General features: G+C 71.7%; 22 protein-coding genes and 1 pseudogene. 3 read left to right on the forward strand and 20 right to left on the reverse strand.

Going from position 1 to position 19897, the window contains the following annotated elements; genetic code table 11:
• Positions 1-124: 124 nt before the first annotated feature.
• Both tsf and rpsB read right to left on the reverse strand, forming a co-directional pair.
• The gene (gene tsf, locus ACIP4Z_RS08765; RefSeq protein ID WP_391050340.1) at positions 125-961 is read right to left on the reverse strand and encodes a translation elongation factor Ts; all 837 of its coding nucleotides are present in this window, start codon (positions 959-961) and stop codon (positions 125-127) included.
• A gap of 173 nt (positions 962-1134) precedes the next feature.
• Positions 1135-2073: a 30S ribosomal protein S2 gene (gene rpsB / locus ACIP4Z_RS08770; RefSeq protein ID WP_355346489.1), complete on the reverse strand. Its 939-nt coding sequence runs from the start codon at positions 2071-2073 to the stop codon at positions 1135-1137.
• Positions 2074-2338: 265 nt separating this feature from the next.
• Here rpsB and ACIP4Z_RS08775 point away from each other — a divergent pair, with 265 nt between their 5' ends.
• Positions 2339-3010, forward strand: coding sequence for a peptidoglycan DD-metalloendopeptidase family protein (locus tag ACIP4Z_RS08775; RefSeq protein WP_401306117.1), 672 nt, complete (start codon positions 2339-2341; stop codon positions 3008-3010).
• Here ACIP4Z_RS08775 and ACIP4Z_RS08780 read toward each other — a convergent pair.
• The 18 genes and pseudogenes from ACIP4Z_RS08780 to proS form a co-directional block, all read right to left on the reverse strand.
• Positions 2973-3560 carry a helix-turn-helix domain-containing protein gene (locus ACIP4Z_RS08780; protein WP_355346483.1) on the reverse strand — a complete coding sequence of 196 codons (588 nt, stop codon included), beginning with the start codon at positions 3558-3560 and terminating at the stop codon, positions 2973-2975. The genes ACIP4Z_RS08775 and ACIP4Z_RS08780 overlap by 38 nt on opposite strands.
• Before the next feature lie 30 nt (positions 3561-3590).
• Entirely contained in the window at positions 3591-4427 is an 837-nt protein-coding gene (gene whiG / locus ACIP4Z_RS08785; RefSeq protein ID WP_355346480.1) for an RNA polymerase sigma factor WhiG, read from the reverse strand.
• A gap of 281 nt (positions 4428-4708) precedes the next feature.
• The gene (dprA, locus tag ACIP4Z_RS08790) at positions 4709-5875 is read right to left on the reverse strand and encodes a DNA-processing protein DprA (protein ID WP_401306119.1); all 1167 of its coding nucleotides are present in this window, start codon (positions 5873-5875) and stop codon (positions 4709-4711) included.
• A gap of 194 nt (positions 5876-6069) precedes the next feature.
• Positions 6070-7701 (reverse strand): YifB family Mg chelatase-like AAA ATPase, encoded by a 1632-nt coding sequence (locus tag ACIP4Z_RS08795; RefSeq protein WP_401306121.1) that lies wholly within the window; start codon positions 7699-7701, stop codon positions 6070-6072.
• Positions 7701-8085, reverse strand: a pseudogene (locus tag ACIP4Z_RS08800) (YraN family protein). The gene ACIP4Z_RS08795 and the pseudogene ACIP4Z_RS08800 overlap by 1 nt, the downstream one beginning before the upstream one ends.
• 227 nt (positions 8086-8312) lie before the next feature.
• Complete coding sequence (locus ACIP4Z_RS08805) at positions 8313-8639, reverse strand: DUF2469 domain-containing protein (protein WP_188281213.1); 327 nt, start codon at positions 8637-8639, stop codon at positions 8313-8315.
• 40 nt (positions 8640-8679) lie between these two features.
• Positions 8680-9159: an NUDIX hydrolase gene (locus ACIP4Z_RS08810; RefSeq protein WP_355346595.1), complete on the reverse strand. Its 480-nt coding sequence runs from the start codon at positions 9157-9159 to the stop codon at positions 8680-8682.
• A 5-nt stretch (positions 9160-9164) separates the two neighbouring features.
• Positions 9165-9929 carry a signal peptidase I gene (lepB, locus tag ACIP4Z_RS08815; RefSeq protein ID WP_355346404.1) on the reverse strand — a complete coding sequence of 255 codons (765 nt, stop codon included), beginning with the start codon at positions 9927-9929 and terminating at the stop codon, positions 9165-9167.
• A gap of 97 nt (positions 9930-10026) precedes the next feature.
• Positions 10027-10953 carry a signal peptidase I gene (gene lepB / locus ACIP4Z_RS08820; protein WP_401306124.1) on the reverse strand — a complete coding sequence of 309 codons (927 nt, stop codon included), beginning with the start codon at positions 10951-10953 and terminating at the stop codon, positions 10027-10029.
• The gene (lepB, locus tag ACIP4Z_RS08825) at positions 10898-12184 is read right to left on the reverse strand and encodes a signal peptidase I (protein ID WP_355346398.1); all 1287 of its coding nucleotides are present in this window, start codon (positions 12182-12184) and stop codon (positions 10898-10900) included. The genes lepB (ACIP4Z_RS08820) and lepB (ACIP4Z_RS08825) overlap by 56 nt, the downstream gene beginning before the upstream one ends.
• Complete coding sequence (lepB, locus tag ACIP4Z_RS08830; protein ID WP_355346395.1) at positions 12177-12938, reverse strand: signal peptidase I; 762 nt, start codon at positions 12936-12938, stop codon at positions 12177-12179. Before lepB (ACIP4Z_RS08830) ends, lepB (ACIP4Z_RS08825) begins: the two co-directional genes overlap by 8 nt.
• 32 nt (positions 12939-12970) lie before the next feature.
• Entirely contained in the window at positions 12971-13321 is a 351-nt protein-coding gene (gene rplS / locus ACIP4Z_RS08835) for a 50S ribosomal protein L19 (RefSeq protein ID WP_093716565.1), read from the reverse strand.
• 140 nt (positions 13322-13461) lie between these two features.
• Positions 13462-14283 carry a tRNA (guanosine(37)-N1)-methyltransferase TrmD gene (trmD, locus tag ACIP4Z_RS08840; protein WP_355346392.1) on the reverse strand — a complete coding sequence of 274 codons (822 nt, stop codon included), beginning with the start codon at positions 14281-14283 and terminating at the stop codon, positions 13462-13464.
• Position 14284: 1 nt separating this feature from the next.
• The gene (rimM, locus tag ACIP4Z_RS08845) at positions 14285-14911 is read right to left on the reverse strand and encodes a ribosome maturation factor RimM (protein WP_401306127.1); all 627 of its coding nucleotides are present in this window, start codon (positions 14909-14911) and stop codon (positions 14285-14287) included.
• Between the two features lie 114 nt (positions 14912-15025).
• Positions 15026-15265, reverse strand: coding sequence for an RNA-binding protein (locus tag ACIP4Z_RS08850; protein ID WP_355346386.1), 240 nt, complete (start codon positions 15263-15265; stop codon positions 15026-15028).
• A gap of 2 nt (positions 15266-15267) precedes the next feature.
• A complete protein-coding gene (rpsP, locus tag ACIP4Z_RS08855; protein ID WP_355346383.1) occupies positions 15268-15720 on the reverse strand; it encodes a 30S ribosomal protein S16 in 453 nt (150 codons plus the stop codon).
• Positions 15721-15869: 149 nt separating this feature from the next.
• On the reverse strand, positions 15870-16460 hold the full coding sequence (locus ACIP4Z_RS08860) for a hypothetical protein (protein WP_188281222.1): 591 nt from the start codon (positions 16458-16460) through the stop codon (positions 15870-15872).
• A gap of 198 nt (positions 16461-16658) precedes the next feature.
• Positions 16659-18071 carry a proline--tRNA ligase gene (gene proS, locus ACIP4Z_RS08865; protein ID WP_355346380.1) on the reverse strand — a complete coding sequence of 471 codons (1413 nt, stop codon included), beginning with the start codon at positions 18069-18071 and terminating at the stop codon, positions 16659-16661.
• A gap of 212 nt (positions 18072-18283) precedes the next feature.
• On the opposite strand from proS, the gene ACIP4Z_RS08870 reads away from it, so the two are divergent.
• Together ACIP4Z_RS08870 and ACIP4Z_RS08875 are read left to right on the forward strand one after the other, a co-directional pair.
• The gene (locus ACIP4Z_RS08870) at positions 18284-19159 is read left to right on the forward strand and encodes an SAM-dependent methyltransferase (RefSeq protein ID WP_401306130.1); all 876 of its coding nucleotides are present in this window, start codon (positions 18284-18286) and stop codon (positions 19157-19159) included.
• 226 nt (positions 19160-19385) lie between these two features.
• The gene (locus ACIP4Z_RS08875; RefSeq protein ID WP_391050349.1) at positions 19386-19892 is read left to right on the forward strand and encodes a DUF402 domain-containing protein; all 507 of its coding nucleotides are present in this window, start codon (positions 19386-19388) and stop codon (positions 19890-19892) included.
• Positions 19893-19897: the final 5 nt, after the last annotated feature.

Genomic DNA, 19897 nt, shown 5'->3' on the forward strand with positions numbered 1-19897 from the left:
GTCCTCGTGGGTTCCCTGTACGGCAATGGCCTCCTCGTCACATCTGCGGCCGGTCGGCGGGCGGCCGACCGCGTACGACCCTAGCCGGGCCGTCGGTCATTCGCTGCTTTCGTGTCCAGCGCGATCAGACGCCGACGCGGAAACGCGCGAAACGCTTCAGCGTGACGCCGGCCTCGTCCAGCACCTTCTGGACGGTCTTCTTGGAGTCCTTCGCGAAGGCCTGCTCCAGGACGACGTTCTCCTTGAAGAAGCCGTTCACCCGGCCCTCGACGATGCGCGCCAGGGCGGCCTCGGGCTTGCCCTCCTCGCGGGCGGTGGCCTCGGCGACGCGACGCTCGTTCTCGACCGTCTCGGCCGGGATCTCGTCGCGGGACAGGGCGGTCGGCGCGAAGGCGGCGATGTGCTGGGCGACGTCCTTGGCGACCTGCGCGTCGGCCTTGTCCAGCTCGACCAGGACGCCGACCTGCGGGGGCAGGTCGGGGCTGGTGCGGTGCAGGTAGGAGGTCACGTAGGTGCCGGAGAACTGGGCGAAGCGGTCGAGCACGATCTTCTCGCCGAGGGTGGCGTTCGCCTCGTCCACGTACGCCTGGACGGTCTGGCCGTCCTTGATCTCGGAGCCGAGCAGCGCCGTGATGTCGGCCGGCTTGCTGGCGGCGACGTGGGCGGCGATGGCGTCGGCCACGGCGACGAACTTGTCGCCCTTGGCGACGAAGTCCGTCTCGCACTTCAGCTCGACGAGGACGCCCTCGGAGTTGTCGGCGGCGATCAGGGAGACGACCGCACCGTTGGAGGCCGAGCGGCCCTCGCGCTTGGTGACGCCCTTCTGGCCCTTGACCCGAAGGATCTCGACGGCCTTGTCCAGGTCGCCTTCGGCCTCCACAAGGGCGTTCTTGCAGTCCATCATGCCCGCGGCGGTCAGCTCGCGGAGCTTCTTGACGTCAGCGGCGGTGAAGTTCGCCATGGGTTTAAGTCTCTTCCCGAATGGTCGGTGGATCTACGGGTGGACGGCGGGGGCATGGGCCCCCGCCGTCGTCACGCGTGGTTCACGTCGTACGCGTCGTACGCGATACGCGTCCTGCTGCTGTGCGGTTGACCGGTGGTGCCGGTGTGCCGTCGGTACGGGTCGGAACAGGCTCAGGCCTGCTCGGACTCGCCCTCCGTGGCGGCCGGGGCGGCGTCGGCCGGAGCCTCGGCGGTCTCGGCGGCGGCCGGGGCGGCGTCGGCCGGAGCCTCGGCCTCGGCGGCGGGCGCCTCGGCAGCGGCGGCGGTCGCGTCGGCGGCGGGCGCCTCGTCGGCCTTCTTCTCGCCCTCGAGCAGGTCACGCTCCCACTCGGCGAGCGGCTCGGCGACGCCTTCGGCCTTCTTGTCACCGGTGGCGGCACCGGAACGGGCGATGAGGCCCTCGGCGACGGCGTCGGCGATCACACGGGTGAGCAGCGTGACGGAACGGATCGCGTCGTCGTTGCCCGGGATCTTGTAGTCGACCTCGTCGGGGTCGCAGTTGGTGTCGAGGATCGCGACGACCGGGATGCGGAGCTTGCGCGCCTCACCGACGGCGATGTGCTCCTTCTTGGTGTCGACGATCCAGACGGCGCTCGGCACCTTCTGCATCTCGCGGATGCCGCCGAGGGTCTTCTCCAGCTTGTCCTTCTCGCGGGAGAGGACCAGCAGCTCCTTCTTCGTGAGGCCGGACGCGGCCACGTCGTCGAAGTCGATCTCCTCGAGCTCCTTCAGGCGCTGGAGGCGCTTGTAGACGGTCGAGAAGTTGGTGAGCATGCCGCCCAGCCAGCGCTGGTTGACGTAGGGCATGCCGACGCGGGAGGCCTGCTCCGCGATGGCTTCCTGCGCCTGCTTCTTGGTGCCGACGAACATGATGGAGCCGCCGTGCGCGACGGTCTCCTTGACGAACTCGTAGGCGCGGTCGATGTACGACAGCGACTGGAGCAGGTCGATGATGTAGATGCCATTGCGCTCGGTGAAGATGAAGCGCTTCATCTTCGGGTTCCAGCGACGGGTCTGGTGCCCGAAGTGGACGCCGCTCTCCAGCAGCTCCCGCATCGTGACGACGGCCATGGCCGTACTCCTTGAGGTACTCGGTTATCGCGACCGCCGGACGGCGGTCGCGCCTGACGTCCCGACGCGCCGTGCCACGAGGGACCGAGGGGCGCGGCCACCGTCCCGATGAGGGGAGTGGGTGGCGGGGCGTGCGAAGTCGACCCGGTGACCCGGATCGCCAGAGAAAGTGTACGGGACCGGTGGAGTGCCGGGCGACACCCGAGTTATCCACAGGCCAGGACCATGATCATCTTTCGCCGCCCGGATCCGGGATGCTCGTGCCATGGCACTTCACATGTGGTTGACGGTGGTGATGACAGCTCTGCTGACGGCCCTCCCCGGCGGCACGGGGACGGCGAGCGGCACGGGGACGGCGAGCGGCGCCGGTACGGCGGGCGGCGCGGGGTGCGCGGGCGCCGGCTCGGACGCGCGCTGCTGGCCCGTGGCAGGGCCGGGAGTACGGGGGCGGCCGGCGGTGCTGCGCGCCTTCGAGCCGCCCGCGACGCCCTATGCCGCGGGACACCGCGGGGTCGACTTACGCGCGGGGCCGGGGAGCGTGGTGCGGGCGGCGGCTCCCGGCGAGGTGACCTTCGCGGGGAAGGTGGCGGGCACCGATGTCGTCGTGCTGCGGCTCGACCGGCCGGACGCGAGCCTGCGCGTCACCTATGAGCCGGTACGGGGGACGGTCGCGGTCGGCACCCGGCTCGCCGCGGGCGGGCCGCTGGGAGCGGTGACCGACTCCGCCGTCCACCGCTCACCCGGTTGCCTCCACTGGGGCCTCCTGCGGGGTGACGTCTACCTCGACCCGTTGACCCTGCTGCCGCCGTGGCTGCTGCGCGCGGGGCCCTCCCGGCTGCTGCCGGTGTTCGGCGCGGCGGCGGGCGGGACGGTACGGAAGGCGGTGGCGGCAGCCCGGGTCAGGGGCGACCGGTCACCCCGTGCAGCGCCATCGTGACGGCCGACTCGGTGATGTGGACGGGGTCTTCTGCGGCGCCGAGTTCGATCCGGCGGACCGCGGCGTCGACCACGCCTTGCAGGAGCATGGCGGTCAGGCGGGGCTCGGCGTGGCCGAGGGCCGCGAGGGCGGCGCCGACCATCGTGACCAGGCCGCCGTGGGCGGCGCGGATCTTCTCGCGGGCGCCCGCGTCCAGTTCACCGGCGGAGATCGCGACGACGGCGCGGTGGCGGCGGTCGCCGACCAGCGCGAGCTGGCTGCGTACGTAGGCCTCGATCTGGCCCTCGGCGGTGTCGGCGGCCTGCATGGCGGCCTCGACCTCGGCGGCCCAGACGGGGAAGTCCACGGCGCACAGCTCTTCGACCACCGCGGCGCGGGAGCGGAAGTACTCGTAGACCGAGGAGCGCGCCAGTCCGGTGCGCTCGGCCAGGGCGGGGAAGGTCAGCGCCTCCGTGCCGCCCTCGGACAGCAGCGAACGCGCGGCGTCCAGCAGGGCCTGGCGCTGCATCGTCCGGTGTTCGGCCACCGAGGCCGCTCGAATCCTGGGCATCCCACCACTGTAGACACTGTGCCGCGCCTGTCACCGCCCGACGTCGGCCAGCTTTGCCCGTAGTTGGAGGACGGACTTGGTGTGGATCTGGCTGACCCTGCTTTCGGTGACGCCGAGTACCTGGCCGATCTCGGCGAGTGTCAGGCCCTCGTAGTAGTAGAGGGTGACGACGGTCTTCTCGCGTTCGGGAAGGGTGTTGACCGCGCGGGCGAGCAGTCGGCGCAGCTCACGGTCCTCGGCGACCTCGACGGGGTTGTCGGCGCCGGTGTCCTCCAGGGTGTCGACGAGGCTGAGCCGGTCGCCGCCCTCGCCGCCCGCGTGCAGGAGGTCCTCCAGCGCGACGACGTTGGCCAGGGACAGCGCGCTGAACACCGCGTGCAGGTCTTCGATCCCGACGCCCATCTCCGCCGCCACCTCGGGCTCGCTCGGAGTGCGGCGCAGCTTGGCCTCAAGGGTGGCGTAGGCGCGTTCGACGGCGCGCGCCTTCTGCCGGACGGAGCGCGGGATCCAGTCGAGCGCGCGCAGTTCGTCGATCATGGCGCCGCGGATACGGGTGATCGCGTAGGTCTCGAATTTGATCGCGCGTTCCGGGTCGAACTTCTCGATCGCGTCGATGAGTCCGAACACCCCGGAGGAGACGAAGTCGGCCTGCTCGACGTTGGCCGGGAGTCCGACGCTGACCCGGCCCGCCACGTACTTCACCAGCGGCGAGTAGTGCAGGATCAACTGCTCCCGCAGCCGGGCGTCCCCCGTGGACTTATAGGTCCGCCACAGTTCGTCGAGCGACGTGGGGGCGGCTGGCCGAGGGGAGGTGCGGGGGGCGGTCGCCGCCGTCGCCCGCTCGGACCCGGGGGTGTACTGGGGCATGTGCCGTTTTGAGCCGTTCTGCCGAGACGTGGGCGGGAAATCGAGCCTCCGCGAGCGTAGCGTGACCATAGTGTCGCTTATTGCTACATCATCCGTATGGGACATGCGCAGATACGTTCCTCTACCGGTGCGCGCTCACCGGACCGGCTATACCGCCCGGTACGGGGCCCGCGCGGGAGCCCCTCGGGTCATCATGGTGGGCCGCCGGGCCGCCCACGGCCGGTCCTACGATCGTCCCAGGTCACGGCGGTTTCCTGTCACCTGATGGTGTGTCGATGGCGTCAACCCTCCCGACGCGGCGCGCCGTCGTGCGCGGTACGGACCAACTTCCACCGCCCGTCGTCGCGTTCGACGAAGCCGAGGGCCTGCAATTCGTAGAGCCGTCTCAGCGTGTCGTCGCTGGTGGACCCCACGGCGAGGGCGATCTCCTCTTCGCGGGCGTCCCGTTGACCGGGGAGCGCTTCCAGTACGCGGGCCGCCGCCGGGTCGAGCAGATCGCGCGGCAGTACGGGTCCGCGGCGGGCGGGTGCGAGGTCGGCGCCGATCTCCCCCACCATCTCGATGACTTCGGCCGCGTCGGTCACCACCACGGCGTCCCCGCGCAGCAGTTCGTGCACCCCTTCCGACAGACCGCTCGTGCAGGGCCCCGGCACCCCCATCGTCACCCGCCCCAACTGGGCGGCCCGCCGCGCGGTGACCAGGGAACCGCTGCGGTAGCGCGCCTCGACCACCACCGTGCCGCGGGTCAGGGCGGCGATCACCCGGTTCCGCAGCACGAATCTGCTGCGGGTGGGGTGGTCGCCCGGCGGCAGTTCGCCGACGAGCAGGCCGCGTTCGGCGATCTCGCCGATCAACTGGGCGTTGCCCGGCGGGTACGGCACATCGACGCCGCTGGCCACCACGCCGATGGTGGCGCCGCCCGCCCGCAGCGCGCCCCGGTGCACCACACCGTCCACCCCGTAGGCGGCTCCCGAGACCACCACCCAGCCCGCCCGCGCCAGTCCCCCGCCGAGCCGCGCCGCCATGTGGGCGCCGTAGTCGGTGCAGGCCCGTGCGCCGACCACGGCCACCGAGCGCAGTGCCCACAGCCGTAGCGACGGCTGCCCGCGTACCCACAGGCCGTACGGGCGCTGCGGCCCGAGGTCGTCCAACTGCCCCGGCCAGTCGGCGTCCTCGGGGCAGACGAACCGTCCTCCGGCCCGGCGTGCGGCCTCCAGATCCCCCTCGGGGTCGGCGCGAACCGACCGCGTCCGGTATCCGTCGGTCCGCCGCGGACCGGCTCCGGGCAGCGCCTCCCCCTCCCGTAGCGCGCGCAGCACCTCTTCGGCTCCCCTCTCCCGCAGCGCCCGCCCCACTACCTCGTCCCCGGGATCGGCGATCCGCGTGATCGCCACCCGCGCCAACCGCTCCGCCTCCGGCACGGCAGCCGCCAAGGCAGGTACCGCCAAAGCGGGCACCGTCGGCGGGGGCACCGCCGGCGTCGGTGGACCGGCCCCACCGGCCGCGGCGCCGACCTGAGAGCCATCGGCGGCCTGCGAACCCCGGACCCTCCCTGCGCCACCCTCGGCGGCTGAACCAGTGGCCGTCTCCTCCCCCGGCGGCCCGGCCCCATCGGGGCCCGGCGACCCCCTCCGCCGCCGCATCACACACCTCCCGCTACGGGCACCCCGCGGCTGACACCGGTCCTGAGGTGGAGCGCCTGGAAGACGTCGTCGACATCGGGGCGGTCGTGGCCCGCGAGGTCGGCGAGGGACCAGGCGACGCGCAGGACGCGGTCGAGGCCACGGGCGGTGAGCAGGCCGCGTTCCATGTCGCGCTCGGCGGGGTGCAGGGCGCCGGGGGCGACGTGCCAGCGGGTGCGCATCTCGTGGCCGGGGATCTCGCTGTTCAGCTTCCAGGGGGTGTCCCGGTAGCGGGCCGCGGCACGCTCGCGCGCGGCGACGACCCGGGCGGCGACGGTGGCGGTGGATTCGCCGGGGCCCTGGCCGAGGAGGTCGGATCTGCTGACGGATTCCACTTCGACGCGCAGGTCGACGCGGTCCAGCAGCGGCCCTGAAAGCCTGCCCTGGTAGCGGCGGACGGCGGTGGGCGAGCAGTCGCAGCCCTCGCCCAGCATCGAGTAGCGCCCGCAGGGGCAGGGGTTGGCGGCGAGCACCAGCATGAAGCGGGCAGGGAGCCGCATCACGCCCGCCGCGCGGGCGACCACGACATGGCCCGATTCGAGCGGTTGCCGCAGCGCCTCCAGCGCCCGCACGCTGAATTCCGGAGCCTCGTCAAGGAACAGCACCCCGCGATGGGCGAGCGAGACCGCGCCCGGTCGGGGCAGTCCGCTGCCGCCGCCGACCAGCGAGGGCATGGTGGCCGAGTGGTGCGGCGCGCAGTACGGCGGGGCGTCGACCATGGGCCGTCCTGGCGGGAGGATGCCCGCCACCGAGTGGACGGCGGTGACCTCCAGGGACTCCTGGCGGGTGAGCGGCGGCAGGATGCCGGGCAGCCGCTCGGCGAGCATCGTCTTGCCCGCGCCCGGCGGGCCCTTCAGATACAGATGGTGTCCGCCGGCGGCGGCGACCTCCAGCGCGGTGCGGGCGGTCCGCTGTCCGGCGACGTCGGCCAGGTCGGGGCCGTGCCCGGTGAGCGAGGCGTCGCCGAGGCCGCCGGCCAGTCCGGTCCCGACGCCGCCGCCCGGCACGGTCAGCCCTGCCAGTATCGGGTCGGGGCGGCCGTCCGCCCGCGCCGGGTCCAGGTCCTCCTCGGGGGCCAGCTCGTCGTTGAGGAGGGCGACGAGCTGCCGCAGGGTGCGGATGCCGAGGACGGAGACGCCGGGGACCAGGGATGCCTCGGCCGTGGTGCGCTCCGGCACCACGACCTGCCGGTATCCGGCGTCGGCCGCCGCCAGGACGGCGGGCAGCACCCCGCGGACCGGGCGGACCCGTCCGTCGAGTCCCAGTTCGCCGATCATCATGAGATCGGCGATGGATCCGGGGGCGATGCGGTCGTTGGCGGCGAGGATCGCACACGCCACGGCGAGATCGAACCCCGAACCGCCCTTGGGCACCGAGGCCGGGCTGAGGCCGACGGTGAGCTTCTTCTGCGGCCAGACCTCGCCGCTGTTCACGATCGCGGCGCGCACCCGGTCGCGGCTCTCGGTGAGGCTCTTGTCGGGCAGTCCGACCAGGGCGAAGGCCGCCACGCCGGGTTCGAGGTCGGCCTGGACCTCGACCACGACGCCTTCGACGCCGATCAGCGCGACCGAGCACGTACGGGCGAAGCCCATCACGCCACCCCCCGCACATGCTCGACGCGGGCCGCGCCGCGGGCGGGCAGCAGGATGCCGACCAGGTCGATTCTCACGCCGCCCGGTGGCGCGCCGCCGTGTTCCGCCGCCCAGCGGTCGGCGAGCGACCGCAGCCGGTGGATCTGCCGCGGCCCGAGCGCCGCCATGGGGTGCTGGAAGCCGCCGTCACGGCGGGTCTTCACCTCGCACACCACCAGGGCGTCCCCCTCGGACGCCAGAATGTCGATCTCCCCGTCGCGCCCGCACCGCCAATTCCGGTCGAGCACGGTCAGTCCCGCGTCCTCCAGCCTGCGGGCCGCCAGCCCCTCGCCGTACCGCCCCAATGCACCTCGTGCGTTCATGCGTACCACCTCCGTCACTCACTGTGACAGAGTTCGACCGCCGAAGATGATCTTGGTCCCAGCCTGTGGATAACTCCCCGCGACACCACCGCGGTCCCGCACCGTAGCCCGCGCCGCGACCATGCACCGGGGGCCCGCGCCGCGACCCCGCGCCGCGATCCCGTACCGTGGCCCGCACCACCACCCGGACCCGCGCCCCACCAAGAGCGCACCGGCACCCCCGAAGCCCCCTCAAAAAGGGCCTCAGCTTCAACTATTGAAGCCCGACTCGTCCGACGGCAGATCCAGATCCGCCTTGTTCAGCTCCTCGATGTTCACGTCCTTGAACGTGAGGACGCGGACCTGCTTGACGAAGCGGGCGGGCCTGTACATGTCCCAGACCCAGGCATCGGCCATCGAGACCTCGAAGAAGACCTCACCCTGGACCGAGTGCACCTGCATCTCGTAGTCGTTGGTGAGGTAGAAGCGCCGCTCGGTCTCGATCACGTACTTGAACAGGCCAACGACATCGCGGTACTCCCGGTAGAGCTTCAGCTCCATCTCGGTCTCGTACTTTTCGAGGTCCTCGGCGCTCATGGCATGTTCCCCTTCAGCCGTACGTGCCCCCCATTGTGCGTCAGTCGCGCTCCGTCCCCAGGGGGATCGGGGATTGCGGGGGGCCTTCGCCGAGCAGCGTACGCAGCAGCTCAGCGAGTCTGATGGGGTACACCGTCTCACGAGTGCGCAAAAGTTCCTCGCAGGTCCACCAGCGCAACGACGAGACACTTCTGCGTTCCAGGTCCGTCTGGCCGCTGGTGTCGACGTCGACGGTGTCGGTACGGCCCAGGTGGTACCACTCGTCCTGCTCCCAGCGCCGCCCGTCGAAGCTGAAGGAGCTGGTCCGCTCCCACAGCACCGGGCCGAGCCGTACATCGGTGATGCCGGTCTCCTCGGCGAGCTCGCGCAGCGCCGTCTCCTCCAGGCTCTCACCGCCCTCGACCCCGCCGCCCGGCGTGAACCACGAGCCCACCGCCGGATCGGCCGGATCGACGCCGTTCAGCAGCAGGATCCGGTCCGCCGGGTCGAGCAGCACCACACGGGCGACGCGCCGACGCACCACGGTCACCTGCGCCGCCTCAGCAGCCCGGCCACCGGTCCGTACGCCGCGCCGCCGAGAATCAGCACGGCGCCCACGACCACCATGACGACGATCCAGCGCAGCGGCCCCTCGGCGGACGTACCGCCGCCCGGCACGGCCTTGAAGGCGGTCGTGGGCGACAGCGTCCCCATCCGCCCCATGGGCCACACCGTGCCGTCCACGCGGCCCTTCACGGCGCTCACGGGGACCGCGCCGTGCTGGGCGTCGCTGAGGCGGATACGGGAGTCCTGGGAGACCGCGCGGTTGTCACCGAGCAGGAAGAGCGAGCCGCGCGGCACCGTGGTGCTGAACTTCGTCACGGAGGCGGGAACGCCGGGAAGGCCGGAGCCGCCGGGCGCGGCGGAGGCGTCGGAGCCGTCGAGATAGCCCTCTTCGTCGACCGCCGTGCCGTTCACCGTGAGGCGGCTCTGGGTGTCGCAGCACTTGACGACGTCGCCGCCGACGCCGACGACCCGCTTGACCTCGGGCAGGTCGCCCCAGAGCTTGTCCTGGAAGACCACCACGTCGCCGCGGCGCACATCGGAGCCGGAGACCTTCTGGGCCAGCACCCGGTCGCCCGGCTGCACGGTCGGCTGCATGGAATTGGTGGGCACTGTGTACGGCCGGTACTCGACCGCTCCCCAGGCGAAGCCGCCGAGGAACAGGGCACAGCCAAGAGCGATGGCCAGCCCGGACACCGTACGTCCGAACCGGCCCTCACCCTTGCGTATCGCACTGCTGCTGCTCATGGACCGGAACCCTACCCGGCGGTACGCCCCGGACCGTAGGCCCGGACGCCCGTCGGTGCTCGATCGGGCGCCCGCCGCCGCGGGCCGGGTACGTCCGTCAGTCCTCTTCCGTCTCCGCAGTGACCGGCGGCTGTGCGCGCAGCAGCTTGCGGCGGCGCATCAGCACCAGCGGCGCGGCACCGAGGAGGCCCACCGCGGCCGGGCCCGCGGTGCCCGCCGCGTTGATGCCCGGCTGGCTGAAGGTGCTGGGGATGGAGAGCCAGTCCCAGCGGTTGACCGGCCAGGCCACCGTCACGGCGCGGCCGACGACCTCGTTGTCGGACACGGTGCCGCCGCCGGGCAGCGTCATGTGGTAGCGGGAGTCGAGGGAGTCCTGGCGGTGGTCGCCCATGACCCAGATCCGGCCCTTGGGCACGGTGACCTTGAACGGCCGGTCGGGGGTGCAGGGGGTGTTGCCCGCGAAGACGTACGGCTCGTCCAGCGCCTTGCCGTTGACCTTCACCGGTCCCGTGCCGTTGCACTCGACCGTGTCGCCGCCGACGCCGATGACCCGCTTGATCAGGTCCTTCTCCTCGGCGGACGGCATCAGGCCGATGAAGCTGAGGCCCTTTTGCACGCCCCTGGTCACCGCGTTGCCGCTGGCGGGCGGATTCTCGCCGAGCCAGCCGCCCGGGTCGTGGAAGACGACGACCTCGCCGCGGCTCGGCTTGGAGCCGAACCAGGGGGTGAGCTTGTCGACCAGGACGCGGTCGCCGCGCTCCAGAGTGTGCTGCATGGAGTCGGACGGGATGGAGAACGCCTGCACCAGGAAGGTCTTGATCAGCAGCGCCAGGACCAGCGCGATGCCGATCAGGAGCGGCAGTTCCTTCCAGAACGACCGGTTCTTGCTCGCGGAGCCGCCCGAGGAGTGGGACGGCGGCTCGTCACCCGAGCCGGGGTCCCCGGGGCCGCCGGGGCCCTGGGGGCGGTCAGCGGGACCGCCCGCCGCGGGGTCCCGCGGGTCCGTGCCGTCCGCCGGCCCCACGGGGGCCTCCGGAGCCTGGCCGGGAACCTGACCCGCATCGGCGTGGCTGCCGGGGTACGACCCGCCGCCCGGGTACTGCCCGCCGCCGTACTCCGTACTGTCCGCGGGCTCGGGGACTCGGCCATCGGCCTCCGACTTGTCGACAGACGGCACCGTGACATCCCCTTTTTCGGGCTCGCCGGATCCAGACCGTGCGCCGACCACCAGGTCCCCCACATCCACTCCTCACTCCAGTCCGCCGCCTGCCCCGTTTCCGGCGCAGGCCCGCCACTCCCATAACGAGCGGGAGTTCCGCAGGAGTCGGTGTCTGGCTCGTTCCTTGGCCGTTGTTGGCCTGGGCCACCCTAGCCGTCCCGGCTGTGGCCGCGGTCGCCGCCACCTGCGCGTCGGGGACGGACGCGAACGTGCCGGGTTCCTTCAGTCGCTCCCAGTGACCGAACGGCCAGGCGATGACGAAGGCCCTTCCCACCACCAGATTCAGCGGAATCGTGCCGCCTCCGGGCTTGTCCGTGTGGTACCGCGAGTCGGCCGAATCCGACCGGTGGTCGCCCATCACCCAGAGCCTGCCCTGGGGTACGTGCACGGTGAATTTCATCATTGAGGGTGGATTACCGGCGTAAAGATACGGCTCACTGAGGGGCACGCCGTTGACGGTGATGCGCCCGTCGGCGTCGCAGCACTTCACGGTGTCGCCGCCGACGCCGATGACCCGCTTGATCAGGTCCTGCTCGTCGGCGGACGGCAGCAGGCCGATGTAGGTGAAGAACTGCTTCACCTGCTTGATCACCACGGGGTCGGGCTTCTTCTGCTCCTCGGGCGGCAGCCAGCCGCCGGGGTCCTTGAAGACCACGACGTCACCGCGGTGCGGCTCGGCGCCGAACCACGGGGTGAGCTTGTCGACCAGCACCCGGTCGCCGATCTTGATGGTCTGCTCCATCGACCCGGACGGGATGACGAACGCCTGGAGCAGGAACGTCTTGAGCACCAGCGCGATCAGCAGGGCCACCATGACCAGCAGCGGCACCTCCCTGGCGAGCGAGCGGCGGCGCTTGCGCTTGACCTTGCGGGCCAGTTTGCGGCGCTCGATACGAGTGCTGCCGCCGCCGGGCGGTCCGCCGTACGCGCCGTCGCCCGTGCCGCTTCCCGGGGCGCCGCCCGCGCCGGAGCCCGCCGCGCCCGTCACCGGGGCGGCGCGGTGGTGGCCGTAGCGGGGCCGCCCGCGGTTACCCATGGTGACCCGCGGCGGGTGCGGGGACGGCGGCGAAGGTCGCGGGGCGGTTGAGCCGGGTCCAGTGGCCGAACGGCCAGCCGATCCACTCGGCCCGGCCGATCACCTTGCCGAGCGGTACGGTGCCGCCGCCCGGTTCCCCGAGGTGGTCCCGTGAGTCGCGGGAGTCGTCGCGGTGGTCGCCCATCACCCACAGCCTTCCGTCCGGCACCACGATGTCGAAAGGTACCCGCGAGGGCGCGTCGCCGGGGAAGAGGTAGCCCTCGTCCAGCGGGCGGCCGTTGACCAGCAGCCTGCCCTGCTTGTCGCAGCAGGTGACGCGGTCGCCGCCGATGCCGATGACGCGCTTCACGTAGTCCGTCCCACCCTGCTGAGTGAACGATCCGTCGCCGTCGAAGACGATCACGTCCCCGCGCCGCGGATGGCCGCCGAAACGGTACGCCAGCTTGTTGACCAGCACCCGGTCGCCGACCCGCAGCGTGTTCTCCATGGAGCCGCTGGGCACTTGGAAGGGCTGCACGACATACGTGCTCACCAGCAGCAGCGCGACGACGCAGCCGACCGCGAGCAGCACCGTACGCCGCCACTCCGCCCACCAGCGCGGCACGGCCTCGCGCACGAGGACCCGCATCGGGGACCGGGATCCGGGACCCGCCGCATCGCGTCCTGACACGACGAAACGCGACCGCTCCTCCGTATCCGCCTCGTCGGCGGGAGAGGAACGGTCGCGTTCCGGAAGTGTCGCTTCGCTGTCCATCGAGGCCAGAGCTTATCCGGCCTTCCCATGGATCAGTTGTCGCGCTTCTCCTTGATCTTCGCGGCCTTGCCGCGCAGCTCACGGAGGTAGTACAGCTTCGCGCGACGGACGTCACCGCGGGTGACGACCTCGATCTTCTCGACGATCGGGGTGTGCACGGGGAACGTGCGCTCGACGCCGACGGAGAAGCTGACCTTGCGGACCGTGAAGGTCTCGCTGATGCCCGCGCCCTGGCGGCGGATGACAACACCCTTGAACTGCTGCACACGGGAGCGGTTGCCCTCGATGACGCGCACGTGGACGTTGACGGTGTCGCCGGGGCGGAAGGCCGGGACGTCGGTGCGCAGCGAGGCGCTGTTGACGCTGTCGATCAGGTTGGGCATGAGATTCTGCTTCCTCGCCGATGCCACAGGTCATCGACGGAATGTCGCGATGCGGATTTGCCAAAAAATGGGGTGCCACCGCGTCGGACGGACGTCGTTCCCCCTGTGGCAGGGGCGCGCGCCGGACGGACAGCAGCGGCTCATTCTTCCACGGCCTCCGGGCTGGGCCCAAATCGGCCGTCGGGGCCGGGGCCCCAGCCGAGGATGGAGAGCATCTCGCGGTCCTTCTTGTCGAAGGCCGCGGGGTCGCAACGCTCCACCAGGTCGGGCCGGTTGGCGACGGTACGGCGCAGCGCCTCGTCCCGCCGCCAGCGCGCGACCTTGCCGTGGTGGCCGCTGAGCAGCACGTCGGGGATGCCGCGCCCGCGCCACTGCGGCGGCTTGGTGTAGACCGGGCCCTCCAGCAGATTGGCCATCGGTCCCGGCGCGAAGGAGTCGTCGCGGTGCGACTCGGCGTTGCCGAGGACGCCGGGCAGCAGCCGGGCCACCGCCTCGGTGATCACCAGGACCGCCGCCTCGCCGCCGGCCAGCACGTAGTCGCCGATGGAGACCTCGTGGACCGGCAGCCGGGTCGCGTACTCGTCGGTGACGCGGGTGTCGATGCCCTCGTAGCGGGCGGGTGTGAAGATCAGCCAGGGGCTGGCGGAGAGTTCGACGGCGAGCGCCTGGCTGAAGGGCCGGCCGCTGGGGGTGGGGACGACGAGCGCGGGGCGGCGGGCGCCCGCCTCGTAGCCGTCGGCGAGGGTCTGGTCGAGCGCCTCGCCCCAGGGGCCGGTCTTCATGACCATGCCGGGTCCGCCGCCGTACGGGGTGTCGTCCACCGTGTTGTGCCGGTCGTACGCCCACCCGCGCAGGTCGTGCACCCGCACGTCGAGCCGCCCGCTCGCCCGCGCCTTGCCGACCAGCGAGACGTTCAGCGGCTCCAGGTACTCGGGGAAGATCGTGACGACGTCGATCCGCATGTCACACGCCGTCCGCGTCGTCGCCGGACGTGGCGCCGTCATCCGTGGCGTCGGCATCAGTGGCACCGTCATCCGTGGCGCCGCCCGCGCCCTCGCCGGACGTCGCCACTTCCGCGTCGGCCTCGTCCAGCAGCCCCGGCGGCGGGTCGATCACCGCGCGCTGCTCCTCCAGGTCGATCTCCGGCACGATCTCGCCGACGAACGGGATGAGCACCTCGGTGCCGTCAGGCCGCCGGACGATCAGCAGGTCCTGGTACGGGAGATGGCTGATCTCGGCGATCCGGCCGACCCCGCGCCCGTCGACCGTCACGACGTCGAGGTCGATGAGCTGATGGTCGTAGAACTCCTCGGGGTCCTCCGGCGTCTGCTCCGGGTCGACCTCGGCGATCAGCAGCGTATTGCGCAGCGCTTCGGCGGCGGTGCGGTCGGCGACGCCCTCGAAGCGCAGCATCAGCCGGCCGCTGTGCACGCGTCCGGTGGCGATGGTCAGCGGGCCCGTGGCGGCCGGGTCGGTGGCGAGGACGGCTCCGGGCGCGAGCCGCAACTCCGGCTCGTCGGTCCGCACCTCGACGCTGACCTCACCCTTGATGCCGTGGGCGCGGCCGATCCTGCCGACTACCAACTGCATGTACGGCTCACTCTCCGACTCCGGAACAGGGATGAAAAGGGTACGAACGCGGCGCGGGCCGGGAGCGGCGACTGCCACCCCCGGCCCGCGCCGGTGTTCTCTGTGTCGGCCCGCTCAGCGAACCTGGTCCACGTCGACGAGGTCGACACGGACACCACGGCCGCCGAGGGCGCCCACGACGGTACGCAGCGCGCGGGCGGTACGGCCGTTGCGGCCGATCACCTTGCCGAGGTCGTCGGGGTGCACCCGGACCTCGAGCACGCTGCCGCGACGCAGGGTGCGCATACCCACGTGCACATCGTCAGGATTGTCGACGATGCCCTTCACGAGGTGCTCAAGGGCCTCCTCGAGCATGCTCAGGCCTCGGTCGACTCGGCCGCGGCCGGAGCCTCGGCGGTGTCATCGGCCTTCTTCTCGGACTTCTCGGACTTCTTCGCCTTCGGGGTGATCGCCTCACCCTTGGGCTCGTCCGCGCTGTCCTTGGCGGCGGCCTCGAAGAGGGCGCGCTTGTCGGCCTTCGGCTCGGCGACGAGCAGCGGTGCCGGGGCATCGAGGCCCTTGTACTTCTGCCAGTCGCCGGTGAGCTTCAGGATGGCGAGCACGGGCTCGGTCGGCTGAGCGCCGACGGAGAGCCAGTACTGCGCGCGGTCCGAGTCGACCTCGATGCGCGAGGGGTTCTGCACCGGGTGGTACAGGCCGATCTCCTCGATGGCCCGGCCGTCACGGCGGGTACGGGAGTCGGCGACGACGATGCGGTAGTGAGGCGAACGGATCTTGCCCAGACGCTTCAGCTTGATCTTGACTGCCACGGGAGTGGGTTCTCCTGGAATTGACGTGTTTGGGCACAGCGGACTTCCACGTGGGGTTGTGGGAGTCGTCGCGCCCGGTGGACGCGTCAGCCGAAGGAGAGAGGGTTCCTGCACGGCTGTCGAGTTCTCGACTGGACATTCTGCCACACTCAGCCGACCCCGACGACCTCCGGGATCCGGAACGGCTGCCCGCAGGCCCCGCACATGATGGGCGCCTGGGCCAGCACCGACGGGACGACCCGGACATTGCGCCCGCAGTCGCACACGGCCTTGACCCGTACCCCGCCGCCCGACGAGCCGTGCCTGGCGGCCGGCCCGCGGAAGGAGCGTGCGGTGTCGGCGGTGGTGGCCACGGTGTGCGCCTTGAGGGCGCGCTGTAGCCGGTCGATGGTGACCCGGTAACGCTTCCGGGTGTCCGGGCGCATCACCACGAGGGAGAAGCCGCTGCTCGGGTGCGGCTCCTCCGCGTGATCGAGGCCCATTTCGTCGGCGATGGCCAGGAATCGGCGGTTGTGGTAGCGGCCGGCACGCGAGGTGTCACGGATTCCGCGGGCAGCGGCGATCCCGTGCACGGCCTCGTGCAGCAGCCTTTCGAAGGAGAGCTCGTTGCCGCAGGCGGACGACGACTCTCCGATCAGGGACTCGGGCGCGGCCAGGTCGGGCAGCTCGGGATGGTGCCGTTGAATATCGGCCCAGGCGACTGCCAGCTCGGCGGCGAGAACAGGTGGTGTCGTGCTCACGCCGTGACAACGAGCCGGGCGCTCCCGGTGTTCCGATACCGGGCTACCGTAAATAATTTGCACTGATCGGTCAGTTCCGGATGATGCGCATGACGAAGGGCGGGTGTGCAGGTCTGTGGAGAACCCGCGCACCCGCCCCATCGACGGACGATTCACATATAACGCACGCCGCTTTTCGGTCAGCGGACGCGAGCGGCCTCAGTAGGCGCGCGCGACGATCGCCAGCGTGCCCGGGGTGTCGTCGGCGTCCGGCACCGAACCGTCGGGCGCGACCAGGCAGCGTACGGAAACGCCCTGCTCAGCCAGCTTGGCCTCGCCCTCGGGACCGAGGTCGGCCCAGGGGATGCGGGCCCAGCCGGTGGCGGCGGCCTCGGCGGCCTCCTCGATCGTCGTGACGTCCACGGTGCGGGACGTCCGGCGCTCGCGGGACTCGCGCAGCAGCGTCGCCTGGTCCTCTTCGAGCACCTTGGGCAGCAGGTCGGCCAGGGTGTCGATCGCGACCGGCTCCTTGCCGCCGGGAATCCGGCGGGCCAGCATCGCGGTGCCCGCCTCCAGGTCGCGCGGCCCGATCTCGACGCGGACGGGCACGCCCTTCAGCTCCCAGTCGACCGCGCGGCGGCCGAAGGGGGTGTCGGTGCGGTCGTCCACGTGCACGCGCAGCCCGGCCGCGCGCAGCGTCTCGCCGATCTCCCGCACCTTGGCGACGACCGCCTCGTCGCCCTTGATCGCCAGCACCACGACCTGGGTCTGCGCGAGCCTCGGCGGCACCCGCAGCCCGTTGTCGTCGCCGTGCGTCATCACCAGGGCGCCGATCATCCGCGTCGTGCTGCCCCAGGACGTCTGCCAGACGTGCTCCTGCGTGCCGTCCTTCGACAGGTACTGCGTGTGGAACGCCTTGGCGAAGTTCTGCCCCAGTTCGTGGCTGGTGCCGAGCTGGAGCGCCTTGCCGTCACCCATCATCCCTTCCAGGGTGAGGGTGTTGATCGCGCCCGCGAACCGCTCCTTGGCGGTCTTGCGGCCGAGGACGACGTCCATCGCCAGCACGTTCTCCATGAAGTCCGCGTAGACGTCCTTCTGGATCCGGGCGGCGTAGGCGCGCGCGTCCTCGTACGTGGCGTGGGCGGTGTGGCCCTCCTGCCAGAGGAATTCGGTGGTGCGCAGGAACAGCCGCGGGCGCAGCTCCCAACGGACCACGTTCGCCCACTGGTTGATCAGCAGCGGCAGGTCGCGGTAGCTCTGCACCCACTTGGAGAAGTACTCGTTGATGATCGTCTCGGACGTGGGCCGGACGACGATCGGCTCTTCCAGCTCCTTGCCGCCGGCGTGCGTCACGACCGCGAGCTCGGGCGCGAAGCCCTCGACGTGCTCGGCCTCGCGCGTCAGGTACGACTGCGGGATGAAGAGCGGGAAGTACGCGTTCTGCGCGCCCGCTTCCTTGATCCGCGCGTCCATGTCCTGCTGCATCCGCTCCCACAGGCCGTAGCCGTAAGGCCGGATGACCATGGTGCCGCGCACCGGGCCGTTGTCGGCCAACTCGGCCTTGCTGATCAGGTCCTGGTACCAGCGCGGGAAATCGTCCGCCTGGGGGGTGAGAACGGGAGCCTTTGCCATGACGCAGATGTTACGGCCCCGCCCGCCCCGAGCGTGAATCGGTCCGGTCGGCCCCGGGACCGGTGCGGCGCCTGGGCGGGTAGTTCCAAAAATGGGCACTCCGGACCCTGGACGGCGTCGGGATTCAGCAGTTGTCTGGCTTTCGGGGACGCAAGCGGCAGGTACGGCACCACGGGGGCAAAACGACGGCGCACATCTGATTGGGGCGGTCGATGGCTTCTACGCTCTATCGCGGAACCAGGTCCGACGCGGAGAGCAGGGCGCGGGACTGGGCGGAGATCCAGGAACGGATGCTCGTCCCGCTGTACGAGAGCGTGTACGACCGGCTGGAGGTCGGCGCGGACACCCGGTTACTGGGCCTCGGCTGCGGCGCGGGGCTCGCGCTGCTGCTGGCGGCGGACCGGGGCGCGGCCGTCACCGGCTTCGAGACGGACGAGCAGCGGCTGGCGCTGGCCCGCGAGCGGCTGCTTCCCGCGCATCCCTGGGGCGGACCGGCGCGCGCCCGGGGCAGGACGCGGCTGACGGCGGGTGTTCCGCACCGGCTCACCGGCGGCTTCGACCTGGTCACGGCCTTCGACCCGGCGGCTCCCGCGGCCGAGTTGCTGCCGTCGCTGTGCGCCGCCGCGGCCACGGCGGACCCCGACACCGCGATCGTCCTGGCGGGCTGGGGTCCGCCCGAGCGGTGCGCGACCTCGCGGGTCCTGCGGGTGGCGACCCGGCTGGCGGAGCCGCGCGGGCCCGCCGCCCGGGAGGTACGGCTCAGCGGCCGGGACGACCTGGAGAATCTGGCGCTCGCCGCGGGGCTGCGCCCTGACGGCTCGGGGCGGGTGTCCTGCCCCTTCGGCTACCCGGATCTGCCGAGCGCGGTGCGCGGTCTGCTCTCCACCGGGCTCTTCGACGCGGCGGTCGAGGCCACCGACCGGCAGCAGGTCGACAAGGAGATCGCCGAGGCGCTGCACCCGTACCGCCGGCCGGACGGCTCGGTGCGGATGGAGAACGTCTTCCGGTATCTGATCGTCCGCACGCCGGACGCGGGTGGTCCCGGCGGAGACCGGCCCGGCGGGCAGGCCGCGCGGAGGCGGGCGTAGGCGGGCGTAGGTAAAATCTTGCCCCGCTCCGATAACGGTTCCGCGTCCGAACCCGCGTCGGCGTCGTATACGAAGCGGCGCACGCGGTCCGGCCGGCCCACCCGCCGAAACCTCGCGGGGCCGTAGGAATCCGGTGGTCCGCTGGCATCCGGTGGCTCGCGCAGAACCAGGCGGTCCGCGGAAATTCGGTGGCCCGCCCCGCCGCGCGTCGGACAGGGTCGGCGGCATGCCCGACACTCCCCCGCCGCTCCCGGCCGCCGCCCCGACCACCGTCCGCCTGACGAAGGCCGGCCGCGAGAAGCGCCGCTATCCCGCGACCGTGCTGCACGACGACGGCGTACGCGTGACCGTACGCGCCGACTGGGCGGCGCCCGCGGCCAGGGACTTCGGCTTCGTCCGCTTCGAGCCCGGCGACGTGTTCACCGAGACCTACTGGCGCGACCGCTGGTACGCCGTGAAGGAGGTGCGCGACGGGCGCGGCTGCCTCAAGGGCTGGTACTGCGACATCGCCAGGCCCGCGCTCGTGGCCGCCGACGGCCTCACCGTCGAGGATCTGGACCTCGACCTGTGGGTATCCGCCGACGGCACGGCCGTACTGCGCCTGGACGAGGACGAGTTCGCGGCGAGCGGCCTGCCGGGCACCGACCCCGAGGCCGCGGGGCGGGCCGTCCGCGCGCTGGACGAACTGGAGGCGCTGGCACGGGCCGGAGGGCTGCGCGGGCTGCTGGCCTGAGCGCC

The sequence above is a fragment of the Streptomyces sp. NPDC088910 genome (assembly GCF_044749865.1).
Classification (GTDB): domain Bacteria; phylum Actinomycetota; class Actinomycetes; order Streptomycetales; family Streptomycetaceae; genus Actinacidiphila.